This is a genomic window from Lentzea roselyniae (assembly GCF_039537795.1).
GTDB classification, from domain to species: Bacteria; Actinomycetota; Actinomycetes; order Mycobacteriales; family Pseudonocardiaceae; genus Lentzea; species Lentzea atacamensis.
The window spans coordinates 325,730-342,593 of record NZ_BAABBE010000007.1 but is presented as its reverse complement, the minus strand read 5'-3'; the positions used below and the strand labels follow the sequence as shown (position 1 = coordinate 342,593).

Annotated in this window: 15 protein-coding genes and 4 pseudogenes; 8 read left to right on the top strand and 11 right to left on the bottom strand. The window is 66.4% G+C overall.

Going from position 1 to position 16,864, the window contains the following annotated elements; all coding sequences use genetic code 11:
* Positions 1–19: 19 nt before the first annotated feature.
* The 5 genes and pseudogenes from ABFX45_RS15645 to ABFX45_RS15630 all read left to right on the top strand — a co-directional run bounded on the left by ABFX45_RS15645 (position 20) and on the right by ABFX45_RS15630 (position 2,694).
* Entirely contained in the window at positions 20–640 is a 621-nt protein-coding gene (locus ABFX45_RS15645; RefSeq protein WP_346130589.1) for a hypothetical protein, read from the top strand.
* A gap of 80 nt (positions 641–720) precedes the next feature.
* Entirely contained in the window at positions 721–954 is a 234-nt protein-coding gene (locus ABFX45_RS15640) for a twin-arginine translocation signal domain-containing protein (RefSeq protein ID WP_346130587.1), read from the top strand.
* A gap of 12 nt (positions 955–966) precedes the next feature.
* Positions 967–1,299, top strand: a pseudogene (locus tag ABFX45_RS15635) (FAD-binding protein); the annotation flags it as partial.
* Positions 1,266–1,754 (top strand): annotated as a pseudogene (locus ABFX45_RS46470) (cholesterol oxidase substrate-binding domain-containing protein); the annotation flags it as partial. The pseudogenes ABFX45_RS15635 and ABFX45_RS46470, both read left to right, overlap by 34 nt.
* Positions 1,755–1,770: 16 nt before the next feature.
* A complete protein-coding gene (locus ABFX45_RS15630; protein WP_346130585.1) occupies positions 1,771–2,694 on the top strand; it encodes a cholesterol oxidase substrate-binding domain-containing protein in 924 nt (307 codons plus the stop codon).
* 1,274 nt (positions 2,695–3,968) lie between these two features.
* On the opposite strand, the gene ABFX45_RS46465 is transcribed toward ABFX45_RS15630, so the two are convergent.
* The 5 genes from ABFX45_RS46465 to ABFX45_RS15610 all read right to left on the bottom strand — a co-directional run bounded on the left by ABFX45_RS46465 (position 3,969) and on the right by ABFX45_RS15610 (position 7,332).
* Entirely contained in the window at positions 3,969–4,322 is a 354-nt protein-coding gene (locus tag ABFX45_RS46465; protein WP_428834150.1) for a cytochrome P450, read from the bottom strand.
* The gene (locus tag ABFX45_RS15625) at positions 4,240–5,367 is read right to left on the bottom strand and encodes a cytochrome P450 (RefSeq protein ID WP_346130583.1); all 1,128 of its coding nucleotides are present in this window, start codon (positions 5,365–5,367) and stop codon (positions 4,240–4,242) included. The genes ABFX45_RS46465 and ABFX45_RS15625 overlap by 83 nt, the downstream gene beginning before the upstream one ends.
* Positions 5,364–6,281, bottom strand: a complete 918-nt coding sequence (locus tag ABFX45_RS15620) for a terpene synthase family protein (RefSeq protein ID WP_346130581.1) — start codon at positions 6,279–6,281, stop codon at positions 5,364–5,366. The genes ABFX45_RS15625 and ABFX45_RS15620 overlap by 4 nt, the downstream gene beginning before the upstream one ends.
* A gap of 160 nt (positions 6,282–6,441) precedes the next feature.
* Complete coding sequence (locus ABFX45_RS15615) at positions 6,442–7,038, bottom strand: hypothetical protein (protein ID WP_346130579.1); 597 nt, start codon at positions 7,036–7,038, stop codon at positions 6,442–6,444.
* A gap of 39 nt (positions 7,039–7,077) precedes the next feature.
* Positions 7,078–7,332, bottom strand: a complete 255-nt coding sequence (locus ABFX45_RS15610; protein WP_346130577.1) for a hypothetical protein — start codon at positions 7,330–7,332, stop codon at positions 7,078–7,080.
* 532 nt (positions 7,333–7,864) lie between these two features.
* Between ABFX45_RS15610 and ABFX45_RS46850 the strand changes: the two are divergent.
* A pseudogene (locus ABFX45_RS46850) lies at positions 7,865–8,191 on the top strand (NsdA family TPR-like regulatory protein); the annotation flags it as partial.
* A gap of 135 nt (positions 8,192–8,326) precedes the next feature.
* On the opposite strand, the gene ABFX45_RS15605 reads toward ABFX45_RS46850, so the two are convergent.
* A complete protein-coding gene (locus ABFX45_RS15605; protein ID WP_146231514.1) occupies positions 8,327–8,692 on the bottom strand; it encodes a hypothetical protein in 366 nt (121 codons plus the stop codon).
* Positions 8,693–8,731: 39 nt separating this feature from the next.
* Entirely contained in the window at positions 8,732–9,508 is a 777-nt protein-coding gene (locus ABFX45_RS15600; protein ID WP_346130575.1) for a Tat pathway signal sequence domain protein, read from the bottom strand.
* A 166-nt stretch (positions 9,509–9,674) separates the two neighbouring features.
* On the opposite strand from ABFX45_RS15600, the gene ABFX45_RS15595 reads away from it, so the two are divergent.
* Entirely contained in the window at positions 9,675–10,706 is a 1,032-nt protein-coding gene (locus ABFX45_RS15595; protein WP_346130573.1) for an FAD-dependent oxidoreductase, read from the top strand.
* 77 nt (positions 10,707–10,783) lie between these two features.
* Here ABFX45_RS15595 and tnpA read toward each other — a convergent pair.
* Positions 10,784–11,198, bottom strand: a pseudogene (gene tnpA, locus ABFX45_RS15590) (IS200/IS605 family transposase).
* Positions 11,199–11,655: 457 nt separating this feature from the next.
* On the opposite strand from tnpA, the gene ABFX45_RS15585 reads away from it, so the two are divergent.
* A complete protein-coding gene (locus tag ABFX45_RS15585) occupies positions 11,656–12,411 on the top strand; it encodes an RNA-guided endonuclease InsQ/TnpB family protein (protein WP_346130571.1) in 756 nt (251 codons plus the stop codon).
* Between the two features lie 74 nt (positions 12,412–12,485).
* On the opposite strand, the gene ABFX45_RS15580 is transcribed toward ABFX45_RS15585, so the two are convergent.
* The 3 genes from ABFX45_RS15580 to ABFX45_RS15570 form a co-directional block, all read right to left on the bottom strand.
* A complete protein-coding gene (locus ABFX45_RS15580) occupies positions 12,486–12,989 on the bottom strand; it encodes an SRPBCC domain-containing protein (protein ID WP_170154905.1) in 504 nt (167 codons plus the stop codon).
* Between the two features lie 76 nt (positions 12,990–13,065).
* Positions 13,066–14,139 (bottom strand): S1 family peptidase, encoded by a 1,074-nt coding sequence (locus tag ABFX45_RS15575; RefSeq protein WP_346130568.1) that lies wholly within the window; start codon positions 14,137–14,139, stop codon positions 13,066–13,068.
* Positions 14,140–14,147: 8 nt separating this feature from the next.
* Positions 14,148–16,856 carry an AbfB domain-containing protein gene (locus ABFX45_RS15570; protein WP_346130566.1) on the bottom strand — a complete coding sequence of 903 codons (2,709 nt, stop codon included), beginning with the start codon at positions 16,854–16,856 and terminating at the stop codon, positions 14,148–14,150.
* Between the last annotated feature and the right edge of the window lie 8 nt (positions 16,857–16,864).

The following is a 16,864-nucleotide window of genomic DNA, read 5'->3' as shown; positions in this document are numbered from 1 at the left end:
ACTGACACAGGTGTTCAGGATGAACCCTTTGGCAATCGTGCTCCGCGCACTTCTGTCCGCCCTCGTCATCGCCGCTGGACTGCTGATGGCACCCAGCGCGGGCTTCGCAGACGTACTGCCGGACCGGAGTGTCCAGACCGTTGATCCCGATGGCACGTCGAGAATTCCGTGCGATCGCACGGTCGACGGGGTGTCGACCACCACGACCATCAAATGCTCGGCGTTGTTCGCCTACGACGTCATGGGAACCGTCTCTGACGTGCGGCTCGTCGCTGCTGCATGCCGGGTCACAGCCACAGTGCCCGCGCACGGCACCACGGCGGCTTTCGGATGCGCCGGCTCCGGACCTCTCGGCCACCTGACGGTCGACCTGGCCACCTTGGCGGTCGAGGCACCGCCCTCGGGCGGTAACTGCTCCGCCGTCGTGGACACGCCGTTCGGCGCGGTGTCCGCGGGCGGAGGAGGTGGCGCCCTGTCCGTCGACGTCGACCCCGGCAAGCAGGAGGCGTCGATCTCCGCCGCGGGCGGCGTCGGCATCAACGTTCTCGGAGTGAGCTACTCCTGCGGTGGTCCGGTGAAGATCACGGTCGATCTCGGCGGGCCTACCACCAACGTGCCCTCTGGCTGCACACCGCTGTAGCCCGGATCGCGTGAGGCTCCGCGCGTGCGGCGGAGCCTCACGCCCGGCGGTGTTTCCGTTTGCGGCAAAGAGGAGACGAAATGCGCTGGACACGCAGACAGTTCCTGGCCGCGTCCGCGACGGCGGGCGCGATGTGGGTTCCGATCGGACGGTTGCCCGCGGGCGCCCGAGGCAGGCGAGTCACCGCCCGGATTCCCACCCTCCGTCCCCCTGTACCGGCAGGCGTACCGGAACTGGGCGACGAGATCATCGCCGACGCCGTGTGGACCTGCGAACCGCGTACTGCCGACGACGTGGTGCTGCTCGCCAACTAGGCGCATCAGCACGGATACACCTTGCGGGCACAGGGATTCCGGCACGGCTGGGCACCGCTGACGGTCATGAGCGGCGACGCCTCGGCCCGAGTGGTGCTGCTGGACACCAGGGCTCACATGGCCCGCCTCGGCGTCGTCGGCTCGGTGCCCGCCGCGGTGCGCGCGCAGACCGGCGTCTCCGTGGACGCGCTGTTGCAGTTCCTTGAGGACAACGGGTTCGGCGTCACGAACACTCCGGCCGCAGGCGACCAGACGCTCGGCGGTGTGCTCGCGATCAACGGCCACGGCAGCTCGGTGCCCCGGCCGACGAGGTGCGCGCCAGCGGCCACACGTTCGGCACGCTGAGCAACCTCGTCGTGTCACTCACCGCCGTCGTGTGGGACGACGCCACCGGCCACTACGTGTTGCGGACATTCCACCGGAACAACCGCAAGTGCGCTGCCCTGCTGACCTGCCTCGGCCGCGGCTTCATCACGGAGGTCACGCTCCGAGTCGGAGCGAACCGGCACCTTCGCTGCGTGAGCCACGTCGACATCCCCGCCACCGAACTGTTCGCCGCGCCCGGCACGCCGGGCGCGCGGACGTTCGCCCGCTTCGCCGAGGAGACCGGCCGGGTCGACGCCATCTGGTTCCCGTTCACCGACAGTCCCTGGCTCAAGGTGTGGACCGTGAGGCCGGTGAAACCGGTGCCGTCCCGGGAGACCCACGAACCGTACAACTACCCGTTCTCCGACTCGATATCCGAGGAACTGGCCGACGTGTACCGGCGGATCACCGAGGGCGCCACCTTCCTCGCGCCTACGGCCGGCCGGCCGGATGCAGTACGAGGCCGTCGCCGCCGGGCTGGTGGCGACCCGGTCAGGCGATCTGTGGGGCCTGTCGAAGAATCTACTGCTGTGCATCAAGCCGACTACGGTGAGACTGCACGCCAACGGATACGCCATCCTGACCCGGCGCACTCACCTGCAACAGGTGGTGCACAAGTTCGCCGCCTTCCACAGCAGCCTCCTCGAGGCGTACGCGGCACGCGGCGGGTATCCGATCAACGGCCCGGCGGACATCCGGGTGACCGGACTCGACGTGCCCGCGGACGTCAGCGTGAGCGGGGCGGTCGTATCCGCGCTGTCCGCGGCCCGCCCGCACGACGCGCACACCGAGTGGGACGTGGCGGTGTGGGTCGACGTGCTGACCCACGCGAACACCGCCGGTGCCGACCGGTTCTATCACGAGATGGAGCGGTTCCTGGTCAACCGGTTCACCGGCACCGACTCGATGGTGCGCGTCGAGCGGTCGAAAGGATGGGCCTACACCGGCTCCAGGCGCTGGGCGGACGAAACCATGCTCACGCACACCATCCCGGACAGCTACCACACCGGGTCCACTGTGGATTGGAACTGGGGAGTGCAGACGCTCGACGCGATGGATCCACATCGCGTGTTCACCACTGCCTTGCTGGACAATGTGCTCCAGGTGCGCGGGCGACCACAGCATGCGCGCGATGACCACGGCCAAGACCATCGCACCCGGACGACTCTTCGTGACGACCGGCAATGTAGTCGTCCTGTCGAGCGGGCCCGCCGGCCGTGGCGCGGTCGAATCCTCGTCTCACACAGCCCACGCCGTGCGGAACGAGTCAGCAACGGCCACCAAGGCGTGTTCCCGAGCTCCCTCAGTGTCTCCAGGTGCTCCTGGGCGCAGTTTCAGCGGGCTGAACTGAGTCGTGGTGACGGGGCTGGGTGAACTCGACTTCGGCATGAATGCAGCAGGAAAGAGGTGAGAATAAGCCTTTCCGGATAGTGCGGGTCGCGCCACTCGCGGCTTGCCGCAGACGTGAGAAGTCGTCGTCAACGGTCGCCCATGCTCGCCGGCTTGGATCGATCGGCCGCGCGACGCGTCACGTACTCTGCAGCGTCGCTGTGGAGGGGGCGAAACTGGCTCCTGGTCACGCCCAGCACGAACACCGCCCGGCCACACGGCCCGGCATCACGGCGTGCAGCATCTCGACGGTCCGGTCGGTCAGACGCAGCGAGCCCCGAGTGAAACGAGAGCGTGACGTCGACCGGAATCCGGTCACGAAGGCCAGCTCGCGCATGGAGTCGAAGGCCGCCTGCTCGCATACGGACAATCAACCTTGATATCTTTGAATGCCAGGTTCGGCTAGCAGTTGAATATAGTCGCCTTACGGCGCGCATCATCGGCCCGACCAGCGTCTTGGACGTAGCACAGGTCGACAGAGTTCAACCCGCAGCCCGGCTAGTCAACGTTGCGGTTACAGGTAGTCACTCATTCTAGGCTATCAGGGAGTGCGGCCACACGGATCTCGAACCGTCGCCGATGGCCGCTGCGGATTCCGCCACGACCGCACCTGGATCTTCTCCTGTCAACCCCTGCCGGTCGCAATGAGGACCGCAGTGAGGTAACCGCATAAGCAGTGCCGAGGCCGAGAGCACCGGTACGGTGTTGTGATCCGGCGATAGAAGTGGGCCAGACTGATGGGTTAAGGTCGCTGCGCCATTTTCCCGAACTCCCCAGGATCTTCACCAGATATGCCTCCGGGTCGATCCAGACGGCCCTAGTAGTCGAAGCACCCGCCGGGCCTTGATGCGCGGTCAAAGATTTCCTCCCCGCACACCGTTGCGGGCCAGCAGCTCGTTCACCAGAACCGGAACGCCGTCCCGCATGTGTGTGTCATGTAGATGCGCATGCCGTCTGCGTCATTTAGTAAACAAGCATCGGCAGCGTCCACCAAGAACGAGATAGAGCCTGCGTCGATCAGCACGGGACGAACCCTCACGACATCGCCCGGTAGTCCGCGCTGTGCGTGACAGCTGCGTGATCGACCAGCACGAGCTCGCCCGACCGGTCGACCACGGCCCGCCGCATCACCGACAGCGAAAGCGCGTGCTGTGGTCGAGGTGCTCGCCCAATTGGATCCGCACACGAACCTCCCCGCAGCGGAGTGGTCCGGTACCTGGCGCGTAGGCGCAGCAGGGTACCTCTCAGCTGGGCACCTCTCAGCTGGGTTCACGCATCTGAGCGGTCCCTATGGTTCGCTTGACAGTACGCATCGGCAGCGATTTAGGGGCGAGCAGTCCTCTCAAGGCTGCCCGAGCACACAGTCCAGGCAACGGACGGAATTCCCATCTCGCCACGATAGACGCGAGAGCCAGGATTGCCTCAATGGTTCCGAACACGTCGCCGATACATTTTCGAGCACCGATTCCGAACGGGGTATATGCTCCGCGCGCAAACTGCTGGGCAAAGTTTGAGGCGAAGCGATCAGGCTCAAAGAGGTCGGGTTTGGGGAATAGATCGGCGCGTCGCTGCACTACGAGGGGACTGTACAAGATGACCGCACCTTGCGGCACCGGATGGCCACCGATAACAGACGGGACAGTAGTTACACGGGTATTCATCCATCCACCGGGGGTAGAGGCGGAGAGTCTCCTCAACAACGCAACGCGTCAGCTTGAGGCTCTCCAGATCCTCGTAGCAGGCGATGCGCCCACCCAGTACGGCGTCCACCTCGTTGTGTAGTCGTTCGCGGATATCTGGATGGATCGCAAGCAGGTACAACGCCCACGACAAGGTGTTAGCTACCGTCTCAATTCCGGCGACCAGGAAACTCACGAGATGGTCTGTTACCAGTTCATCCGAAAGCGCACTACCGTCATCGTCGCGCGCTGCCAGGAGCACGGACAAAAGATCTCCGCGATCGAAAACTTCGGCCCGGTACACGGCGATGAACCGCTCGGTCAGTGCGCGCAGTTCGGACTTGGCGCGGCGGAAGCGCCGGTTCGCGGGTGTGGGCAGCGTATCAGCTAGCCCACTCGGCAGGACAACGTGACGGGCCAGGCCGGCGGTGAACTGCTCAATACACCATTGAATCCGTGTTATATCCGAACGACGGAGCTGCGTCGCAAAGATGGTTCTCGCCGCGATCGTCGCTGCCATCCCATGCATCCGAGCAGGTACGTCCATGTGCTGGCCGTGCTCCCAGTGCGACATTTCTTCGGCGATCCGCGTGCCCATGATCCTTGCATATCCTGGCATCCGATCGCGTCGGAACGCCGGCTGGGTCAGGCGTCGCTGTCGACGGTGGTCCTGATGTGGGCACGACGCCAGTCGGTTTCCCACGGCCTGTCTCGCCTTATCCCAGAACGGGCCTCCTTTGTCAAAGGCGCGGTCGTCCAAGCCGACATCACGAATCAGGTCCGGATGGCACAGTACATAGGCGCACCAGGGCCCCAGCTTGATCTTCACGAGGTCTGCATACTGTGGGAGCGAGGCCAGGAAACGAACCGGGTCGCGGGCTAGGGCCAACGCGTGGCCGATAGCGACCAGCCGCCCTGGTGCCGTAGCCAACGTATAGGACCGAGCGGAATCCTGGAGAGAGGACCGGCCGTCGTTCATGACTCTCGCCATCCAACATAGCGCGCGGTGGCCTCCAGCGACCAATCGCGACAACCGCTCATCCAGTTCTCAAGGCTCTGCACGTGGACGCGTTGCGCCTTGGTCATTCGAGGCGAGATCTCGTCGCGGTGGCGGACGAATTCAGCGGCCTCCTCTGCCGCCTCGTTGGCAGTTCTGCGCAGCGCTTCTTCGGGGGTGGCGTCGGCTGCAACGTAGATGGCGGGCAGGTTCCAGAAGCTGCCTGGGTGCTTTCGTTCGGCGTGGTAAGAGAACACGTCGTTGTGCCATGCCACTACTTTGGCCGCCCTCAACCGAAGTACGGTCATGTCGGCGTCCCAGAACGTGTTCCAGTCCACGACCGCTCCTGCAGAGGCGTCTATGAGCACGATGCACGGGATCGAGCACACCGAATACCGACGCATCGTGCGGTAAACAGCGGCGGCTGGCGGCGTACCGTCGATCCGCATCGCGTTCTGCATCACCATCGAGGCGAACCACAAACGCATCTGGTCCGCCCACCGCGCCCACTGTTCGGGTAGCAGGACGCGGCGCAAAGAGTTCACAACCTCGGTGAAGGCAGCTTCCATCTGTGTACCGGCGAAGCCGCTAGGGCGGCGGAAGTCCAGTATGTCCAGGATGGAACAGACGGCCGGGATCGACGTAGGATCGTCGGCGGGCACATCATCAATGAAGACATCGTCGAACCAGAATCCCCAACTTAGAAACCGCGCGTATGCATTGATCAGGTCATCTGAGGCTTCGAAGTGGACAGTACGTGCGACGATCCGCCCAGGCCGAGCCCGCGCGACGTGCGCCACCATCCGTGGCTCGGCGAATTGTGCCAACCATTCGACGGCACGCTTTTCTATTTTGTCGATGTCAGGGTGACAGACAGCGCGGAACGGGAGCGACATATCCGGCAATACCGATTCTAGCACGTTGTCCTCTTGAAGTGCGCAGGAGAGCGAGGCGTCTTTAGCTGGTTTGACATCATCGGCTACAGAAAACTACTTGTTCTTCAGCGAAGAGGAGTGTCGCCGGTCCGAGATTTGTTTGCAGACGGTCGGCAGGTGGTCACGCGCCCAGGTACCGGCGGCGGTGATGCGCTGCAGGGTGGTGAGGTTTCAGAGCCGGGCGGGTGGCGTGAAGAGCGGCGGCGCTCAGTCCGTGTATGGCGGATAAGATAGTGGTGTCCCACATGCCGTAATGGAAGCCACGGTCGGGGGCCGGTGATCCCGACCCCGTCCGGAATGAGGGTGACCGGCATCTTGTGGTGGAGGGCAATGTCCATCCCACCTGATCGAACACTCGGCTCAGCAGCGCGGCATCCACGCCGAGGACCGGGTGCAGCCCGACCATGAGCGCGCCGTTGGAGGCGCAAACGGCGTGCTGTTCGGCGATCCCCAGATCCAACACCCGGTACGGGAACTGTGCGGCGAAGGTGTGAGACTGACCGGCTGCAGCATCACCGCGGTCATGCAAGCGGTGTCCGGGCCGTTCCACCCCGATCCTGACGATCTCGTCGCCGAACACGATCGTCGACGACGGTCTGCCGTGCGTCTGTGTTTTACCGGTGGCAGGATCAAAGTCGCCAATGCCGGCCATCCGGTCCGCGGGGTTGGCCTCGGCCCGGCTGGCAGCCTCGGCCTGGTCGTCGATGGCGTGTACCACGACCGGCTCGTGCGGGGCGGACGCCCGGCGCAGCGCCAGTTACAGCTCTTGCAGGTCGTGACCGTAAACGGGACCGATGCAGGCGAACCCGAGTTTGTCGATCATCGGCTTGCGCGCGATTGGGTACATGGCAGGTAGCGATGCCAGCTTGCGACGGCACCTCCCCCGCAGCCTTTCCAGACGCGCGGCCAGGCCGTCGACGGTCCGAGCGAAGCAGCGGCCGTTGTCGTTCAACGCGGTCAGGGTCTGGCGCCTGCCGTGGTTGAAACTCAGTCGTCGCAGCGTTTCGGCCAAGAGCGTCCAGCGCGCTCTTGCCCTTCGTCGTCGTCGCTACGGGTCCGCGGCGGTCTCCGCCAGTCGCACGAGCTGTGGTCCAGCTCCGGACAGCTTCGCGCCCTGACCGGCGAGGATCACCGGCTGTCGTGCGTCTCCGCAGTGCGTTGGCGAGGCCGTCGATCGCATCTGACGCAGGCGTGGCAGGACGTGGACATGCCCTGCCTGCGAGTTCGCGCAATGCAACGCCGTCCACGGCAGTAACCGAACGCATGAGCCGGCCCTCCTGACGCCGCAATCAAACTCGACGACGGTGTGTACAAATGCACACGTCCGTGGCATCGATTGGATCACCTTGCCCAGCACCTCGACAGGTCCAACCGCGCGAGGATCCGTCAAATCTCGAAATGATCTTGACGGCCGGATGCCGTAGCGAAGCGAACGACCTGAGTTCGCTCCGTTTCCGCCAAGTCATCGTATTTGGTACATCCGGGGTGAACCATTCCCCCGCAGGTACTACAGGAGGGTCCAGTAGAATGGGACCAGCGACACCGTGATTACGGCGAATCAACACTCCTTTTCGTGGAGGGATTCAGTGGGCGTCCGCACCCCCAACGTCCGACTGCGCGCCCTACTCCTGGAAGCCGGTTGCAGCGGAGCAGAACTCGCACGAGCGGTGAACGCGGTTGCGGCGGAAAGCGGGGAACGGACCGAATACACGCGGGCTTCGGTCGCCCAATGGCTCGCGGGTACGCGCCCCCGACAACCGGTTCCGCAGTACGTCGCGGAGGCTTTGTGCCGCCGCCTTGGGCGCACCGTAACGCTGAGCGAGGCAGGCTTCCCCGAGGACGACACATCCACCGTGTACAGCGTCTCGGCCCTGTCCGTGCCGGAGTGGCCGGAAGCGTGCGCAGCGCTCACCACGCGCCCGTCCGAGCGCGCACGCGCCATCAGGTTCGGCGAAGCTGAGAGCCGCGGCAGATCAGGCAGTCGTCCGACGGCTCGTGCCACTTGCTCATCGGCGCAGGCCGACGAGCAGCGCGAGCCCGGCCGACAGTGCGATCAACCCCGAGACGACGAGCTGGTTGAGCCAAACGACCCAAACACCATCATCGTCCGCACGCAACGCCACGATGAACAGCCACACGGCGAGAGCGATCGTGATCAGCCGCAGCAACGGCACGTCCAACGGCGCCATCGCCCGCACCATGCCGACCAGCATGACGACGACCGCCAGGCCCATCGACCACCAGTAGGGCCGGAAAGCGTGCAGCGACGCGCTGAAGTGCAGGACCGGTGGCGCGGCGATCAGCCACACACCGGCCAGAAAGGCGGTGACACCGGCCCTGCTCTCGGCAGTTCGTCCGTGTAGATCCCCCACGCGGCAATTCTCACCTTCGGACGACCGGGAGGGAACACCTCATTCGTCGCGGAACGCCTTCATGTTGCGCAGCAACAGATAGGTGTCCTGCAGTTGCGCTGAGTCGCCGAGCGACCGGTAGATGCCCCATTTCGGATGCGCCTGGTCACCGCCCAGCCACGTGTCGAAACCGGACCGCGACGCGTCCACCACCGTGGTCGCCCCGTCCTTCAACGTGAAGCGCAGGCGGCCGGAGTCGGCGACCTTGAGCTCGATCGCGACGTCGATCCACTTGTTGCGCAACGGCGCCAACGGGGTGCTGCCGAGTTTCGCCTGTCCCGCACCGAAGAGCCTCATCTCGACGGTCTCCGCGGAACCGGAACGGAACAACGACATCGTCACCACGGGCGAGGCGACGGCGGTGTGCTTGACCTGGAAGATGTGCGTGAAGCTGGTGGTGCCCTTCAACGAGCTGGGGATGTACATCTGGTAGGTGAAGCGCCAGGTCTCGCCCTTCTTCATGTCGTGGCGGGTGCCGCCGGTCTGGATCGCGCGGACCTCCTGGCGCTGCCGGTCCGATCCGTCCCTGTCGGACTTGTGCATCACGAACCGGTACTGGTCCTGGTCGGCGAAGATGTGCGTGGCGGACGGGTGCGAGTTGGCGCGGTCGTCCTCGATGCCGACGAACGCCTTCAGGCCGGCCGTCGCGGGGTTCGCCGCCCACTTCTGCACGAACGCCGTGGCCCCCACGTCAGCGGACGCTACACCTGCGGCGAACGGCGTGGCCGCGATGACGAGCGCTCCTCGCATCGCCGTGCGGCGGTTGAACAACTCCATCGGTTCCTCCTCGAACCCAGAAGTTCGAGGCGGCGGTACAGACCACTCTCGGCGACAGACCTCCGATGTGTCAAGGTCCCCACATTTGTGGAGGACCCGTGCAGATCCCGTGAAGGTGTTGCGGGAAACCGAAAACCGGCCGGTCGACCAGTTCTACGGTCCAGGCATGGACACCGTGGACGTACTCGTCGTCGGCGCGGGGCTGGCCGGGCTCAACACCGCCCGCCTGCTCGCGGAAGCAGGCCTCGACGTGGCCGTGTGTGAACGCAGGACGAGCCTGGAGACCGGCATCCGCACCACCGGGATCTTCGTCCGGCGCACCCTCACCGACTACCGGTTGCCGCACCTCGGCCCGGCCGTCCGGCGCGTGCTGCTCTACCCGCCGTCGCTGAACGAGCCGGTCGAGCTCGTGAGCGCGCGCGACGAGTTCCGGGTCGGTGACATGGCGGGCATCTACGCCCAGGCCGTCAAGGACGCCGAACGAGCGGGAGCGCAGGTCAACCTCAACGCCAGTTATCCGGCCAAGGCGACGAGGGCTCGCTTCACGATCGGCGCGGACGGTGCCCGTTCCACGGTCGCGAAGCAGCTCGGCCTGGACGTCAACCGGCAGCTGATCACCGGCATCGAGGAGCTCTACCCGATCAGGACCGGTTCGACGCCGACGTTCCACTGCGTTGTCGACCCGCGGCTCGCGCCGGGCTACATCGCGTGGGTCATCGACGACGGCGAACACGCGCACGTCGGCCTGGCCGGGCGCGCCGACCGGTTCACCGCGCCGCTCCCCCAGCTGCTCCAGCGCTTCCGCGACAGCTTCCCCACGCCGGAACCCGCCGGGCCGGTCCAGCGCCGCGGCGGGCCGATTCCCGTCGGTGGGCTGCTGCGCAGGATCGTGTCGCCGCAGGGGCTGCTCGTCGGTGACGCGGCGGGCGCGGTCTCCCCGCTCACCGCGGGCGGGCTCGACCCGTGCATGCGGATGTCCGAGCTCGCCGCCTCGGTGACGTCCGACTACCTGCGCAGCGGCAACAAGTACGTCCTGGAGCACTACGACGCCGCCGCGATGCGGCGCCGCTACCTCCTCCGGTCGACGATGCGGCGCGGTCTCTCACTGGTCCGCGGGCCGGGTCTGGCCGAGTTGGCGTTCACCGGACTGCGCACACCCGTCGGCAAGGCCGTGGCCAAGCGGATTCTGTTCACCTGAGCTCCAATCGGCGGAAGCCTGGTCGCTCACGGCCAGGAGGCGCCGATCCCGGCTTGCCCGGCCCGCGCGGCGGGCCGTCAGCCGGGACGCTTCTGCTGGTCGATGTACTCCTTGATGATTGACAAGGGCGCGCCTGCGCACGACCCGGCGAAGTAGGAGGGCGACCAGAAGTGCTCCCCACAGGTACCGGCGGATGTGCGCGGAGAATTACTGCCGCAGGCGTCGAGAGGAGACGCCTTTGAGACTGTTGACCAGTGTGGACAGGGCCAGGCTGGGCGGGTGGTGCACGTGGTCGGTCTCGCCGTTGAACTCGCGCAGTTCTGCGCCCAGGCCGACGCACACGTCCCGCATGATCTCCTCGCAGCGGCGCAGGATCTGATCGGTGAACGCGCCACGCCGGTACTTTGTGACGAGGACCAGGTGGACGTGAGGGTTGTAGATGACACTGCGTCCCCTGCGTATGTCGGGGTCGGGTTTCCACCGTGGTGACATAGGCCAACGCTATGGTGATCAACGTGAAACGGGGTCGTGCAGGTGCGGTTGCTACCGACGCCCGAGCAGGCGTCGGCGCTGGGCGATACCCTGCGCGCCTGCAACACGGCAGCTTCCTGGCTGTCTGAACGGATGTACACCGACCAGGTGTTCCGGAAGTTCGACGTGCAGAAACGCCTCTATACCGAGCTGCGGGAACGGTTCGGGCTGGCAGCCCAACCGGCGATCCGGTCATCGGCAAGACCGTGGACGCCTACACGACACTGCGGGCCAACCTCAACGCAGGCAACTACGGCCCCCTGGGTCGGACCGGCGCCGAAAGGTCGAGGACACCCCGATCAGGTTCCGCCCGCAAGCGGCGCAGCCGTTCGACGCTCGCTGTCTGTCCTGGCAACTCGGTGACGCGGGCCGCGACGGGACAGTGTCGATCTGGACGGTCGCTGGTCGACTCCGCACCGTGCGGATCGTCGGAAACCCCAGGCATCTCGCCCTGCTGCGCTCCCGACCGGCGATCGGGGAAACCGATCTGCTGCACCAGAACGGGGTGTGGCTGCTGCACGCGGTCGTCGACAGTCCCGAGGCCGCCCAGTCCGAACCGGCGAACGGGTTCCTCGGAGTCGACCTGGGCATCGTCAACATCGCGACCACCTCTGACGGTGACCGGTTCTGCGGGGCGCGCCTGAACCGCTACCGCGAACGCCAGAACCGAACCCGGAAACGGTTGCAGGTCAAGAAGACATCCTCCGCGAGACGGCTGCTCAAGAAGCGCCGCCGCGAGGAGGCACGGTTCGCGGCCGACGTGAACCACCGGATCAGCGAGAACATCGTGGCCGAGGCTGAACGCACCGGACGCGGGATCGCCGTCGAGGAACTGACGGGAATCCGCGCGCGGGTACGGCTTCGCAAGCCCCAACGGGCCACGTCGCACTCCTGGGCGTTCGCCCAGCTCGGTCAGTTCCTGACCTGCAAGGCCCAGCAGGCGGGTGTGGTGGTGGTGGTGCAGGTCGATCCGGCCTACACCTCGCAGACCTGCCACGCCTGCGGGCACGTCGACAAACGCAACCGCCGCAGTCAGGCGGTGTTCCATTGCGGCCGGTGTGACTTCGTTGGGCACGCCGACTACAACGCAGCGCACAACATCGCGGCTCGCGGTGTCGTGCGCTGGGGCGAAGTCATGCGCCCAGACGCAGCGCCCATCCTGGCAGCCAGCTAGGACGGCAGCAGCAAGCCTGGAACCGCCGCTCGCGGCGATTGGCAAGCTCGTTCCTTCAGGGACGAGTTCAAGACTTAGGACTCGGCGGCGCGCTTCAAGGCGGCGTTCTCGGCCTGCATGCCGTCGCGCATCGCCTTGCCCATGAAGTGATCCGTGCCGCCGGAGAGGATGCCGTCGATCAACAGCTCGTTGGACACGAGCACGGTTCCGTCGGGCTGGGTTGTGAGGGTGCGGCAGCGCTGGCCGTAGACGAACCAGGAGTTCCAGCCCGCGTCCTTCCAGCAGAACCGCTGACCGGGCACGCCGTTGAGCACGATGTGCTTCGCGGCCATCGTCCGCGAGCCCAGGATCACGTCGACCTTCACCTCGTCGCCCGGCGAGGTGCCGCCCGCGGCCCTGACGACCCACGGGTTCCAGCTCGCATAGCCGGGGAAGTCCGTGATCAGCCCGTAGACGCGCTCCTGGGACGCCGAGATCACCGTGTCGACGCGATAGACCACCGAGTGCTCGCCGGGTGCACGAGGATCGAGCGGGGAACCGCTCGCCAGCACCGCGAGCACGAGACCTGCTGCCAGCACGTGACCACCTCGAAAGATCCACCGGGACACAGACGTGAAGAAAGTACGCGTTTGCGTCCCGGTGGACAACGACCGATCAGGCAGTCAACAGCCGCAGCCCGTAAACACGCAGAATCTCGTTGACGGGCTGGAACCAGGTGCGGCCGCCGCTGGAGCAGTTGCCGTAGCCGCCGGACGTCACGCCCTGCGCCTGGTCACCGGTGATGAACGAGCCACCGGAGTCGCCGGGCTGCGCGCACACGCTGGTGCCGACCATCTCGTAGACCGGGCCCTGCTGGTAGTTGACGGTCTCGTTGCGGCCCTGGATCACGCCGCAGTGCCAGTGCGTGGTCGAGCCGGACCGGCACACCGAGGTGCCGGGCGGGGCCTCCCACGAGCCGCGCACCAGGGCGTCGCTCACCTGGCCCCAGCCGAGCACGACCGGCACGTTCCACCAGCCGCCGCCGGTGCGGACCCAGCCGTAGTCGTTGGTGGGGAACGAGGAACCGACGAACTCACCCTGCCACGAGCGGTCCCAGCCGTAGACGTTCCAGGCACCGACGTTGCAGTGCCCGGCGGTGACGTAGCCGCCGTGCACGGAGAAGCCGATCGAGCAGCGGACGTTGCCCGTGTAGAACGGGTCACCGCCCACGGTGCCGGCCGCGAACGGCTGCGGCCGCTGGACGCCCGCGGTGTTCACGACAACATCCTTCGGCAGCCCCGAGACATCGGCTCCCGGCAACGCGTCGACCACCACGGCACCGCGCTGGACGTCGACCCGCCACCCGACGACGTCCTTGGACACCGCCCCGGCCTTAGACAGTCTGTCGATGCCTTCCTTCACCGCGGTCAGCGAGGCGTAGGTCTTCGTCCGCAGCACGGGCTCGGCACCCTTGGCGCGCACGGCGTCGGCCTTCGCCGGGTCGGTCACCGCGACGACCAGCTTGCCGCCGTCGAACCAGCTGCCGCCGTACGCGCCGGCAGCGGCCTCCTGGGCGGCCGGCGCGATCTTCAGCGCGATCTTCTCCTGGCGGATCCTGGTCAGCGCCTGCGCAGTGGTGATCCCGAAGTCGCGGCTCATGGCGTCGACGACCTCGGCGGAAGCGGCTGCGGCAGGGATGGTGATCGTGCTCAGCACGATCGCGGTCACGGAAACTATGCGTAGCAGCATGTTTTCTCCTACGGTGCCCAAGGTGAGCCCACGGCCCAGCTCACGTCTTGGAGGTACGAGGCAGGGTTGTCGTACGTGTGTGCGCCGCCGTTGGAGGCGACCCAGACCTCCTCCTGGTAGTGCCGGATGTTGGTGCCGAGCTCGTTGACCGACTCCAGCCGCACGCCACCGTCGCCCTGCTGAGCGCAGAACGTCGCGTCGTGGCGGAAGAGATCGGTGTTGTCGTTGCCGCTCAGGCGGACGCGGAAGTCCGCGTGCCGCAGGTAGCTGTTCGGGAAGTTGCGCGACTCGAGGGAGTAGCAGGTCGGATCGGCGAGTCCGCGCCTGATCACGAACGTCGCGTCCGCCTTCAGCAGGGCGTCGCTCGTGCCGGTGACCACGTCGGTGCGTGCCAGGCTGTCGCGGTGCCGCAGGTAGCGGTCCGTGAAGCCGGGCGTGGTGACCCGGAACGACCTGGCCTGGTCGAGCGGCAGGTCGGCGCCGCTGCGCCACAGCGCGACGCTCACTGCCCACGTCGTGTCCGCGGCGAACGAGTTCGACGTGTCCCAGGGGTTGGGGCCACCGGACCGTGCCAAGTAGACGTTCTCGTTGAAGTGCCGGATGAAGGAGCCGCGCAGGTTGAACGACTCCAGCGCACTGCCTCCCGAACCTTCACGGGCGCAGAACGTGGCGTCGCCGGCGTTCGGGTTCGGCGCGATGCCGATGCGTGAAGCCGCGTGCCGCAGGAAGTGCCCGGGAAAGTTGCGCGCCTCGAACGACAGGCAGGACGCGTCCGCGAGGCCGGGACGCGCGAAGAACGTCGCGTCCAGGCGACCGAGATCCGAGCCGGGGACGTCGGTGCGGGCCAGGCTGTCCCGGTGGCGCAGATAGCGGTCGGTGTAGCCGGTCGTGGTGACACGCAACGACACCAGGTCGTCCGGTCCCACCGCGGTGCCTCGCGCGACGGCGAGCACCTTCTGGTTGATGTCCCGCACCCGTGCCTCGGTCATCTTCAGCACGCGGCGGTCGTAGGTGTAGAAGCCGTTGACCTCGTTCTCCACGTCGTACGGCTCGGTGTAGACCGACGCGGACAACCCGCGCGTGTGCACCAACCGTGCGACCTGCTTGGTGATCTCCTCGTACCGCTTGGTCAGCGACTGTTCGTCCGGATACAGGGCCCCGTAAGCGAATCCCTTGCCCGGCTCGTACTCGTGGCCCACGACCCGCCGTCCCAGGCCGCCGAACTCGCCCAGCACCGCGACTCTGGCGGCGTCGGGCGGCCGGTTGGCCGTGGTGATCTGGTAGGCGTGGTCGTCGATCACGTCGCCGTTGCCGGGGTCGGGATCCGAGACGCAGCAGTTGGAGCCGGAGTTGTGGTTGACCAGGCGGGTGTCGTCGATCGACCGGACCAGGTTCACGATGCGGCCGGCGTCGTACTCGCCCCAGCCCTCGTTGAACGGCACCCACTGCACGATCGACGTGATGCCCTTGAGCTGGTCGAGGATTCGCCTCAGCTCGGACTCGAAGTTCGCTCGCCCGTTCGGAACCTCGTCGACGGCGTCGAGCGACGGCATGTCCTGCCAGACCAGCAGCCCGAGCCGGTCGGCGTGGTAGAACCAGCGCGCCGGCTCGACCTTGATGTGCTTGCGGACCATGTTGAACCCCAGTGCTTTCTGGCGTTCGAGGTCCCAGCGCAGCGCCTCGTCGGTCGGCGCGGTGTAGATGCCGTCCGGCCAGTAGCCCTGGTCGAGCGTGCCGATCTGGAAGACGAACTTCCCGTTCAGCAGCGGCCGCATGACACCGCCGACCACCGCCTTGCCGAGCGAGCGCATGCCGAAGTAGCCGGTCACGACGTCACCGCCGGCGAGCGTCACCCGCAGGTCGTAGAGGAACGGGTCGTCCGGCGACCACAACCTCGCGTTCGGCACGGGAATCCGCAGATGACTCCCGGTCGTGCCGGTGCGCGAGCCGATGATCGTGTTGCCCGTGCGGACCTCGGCGGTGACGGACTGTCCCGCGGTGCCCTGGACGACGAGGTCGAGCAGGCCCGCCGCCACGTCCGGAGTGGTGTCGAGGCGCGTGATGTGAGCGCTGCGCACGGGTTCCAGCCACACCGTCTGCCAGATGCCGGACGCCGCGGTGTAGAAGATCCCGCTGGGATCGCGGCGCTGCTTGCCGATCGGGTAGCGGCTGCCGTCGATCGGCGAATGAACGCCCACCACGATCTCGTTGACCCCGGCTCTGAGCGCCGGCGTGATGTCGAACGAGAACGCGTCGAAGCCGCCGGTGTGGGTGCCGGCCTGGGTCCCGTTGACCCAGACCCGCGTCTCCCAGGTCACCGCGCCGAAGTTGAGCTTGACGCGACGACCGCTCCAGGTGGACGGAATCGTGAACGTGCGCCGGTAGAACATGTTGTCCTCGTGCCGTTTGATGCCCGACAGCGCTGACTCGATCGGGTAGGGCACGAGAACGCCTTCGGCCAGCGGCCTGCCGATGGGCGGGTTGTTCAGGTTCGGTGCTCCGGTGAACTCCCAGACGCCGTTGAGGTTCTGCCACTCGGTGCGGACGAGTTGCGGGCGCGGGTACTCGGGCAGGGCGTTGGTGGGCGACACCCGGGCCGTCCAGGGTGTCGTGAGCGGAGGAACTTTCGGTTGCCACTCCGCGGCTTGTGCACTTGTGGGGCTGATGGTGGCTGCGATCAGGATTCCGGCCAGTACGCCCAGGACGCGTCTGGTCACGGTGCCTC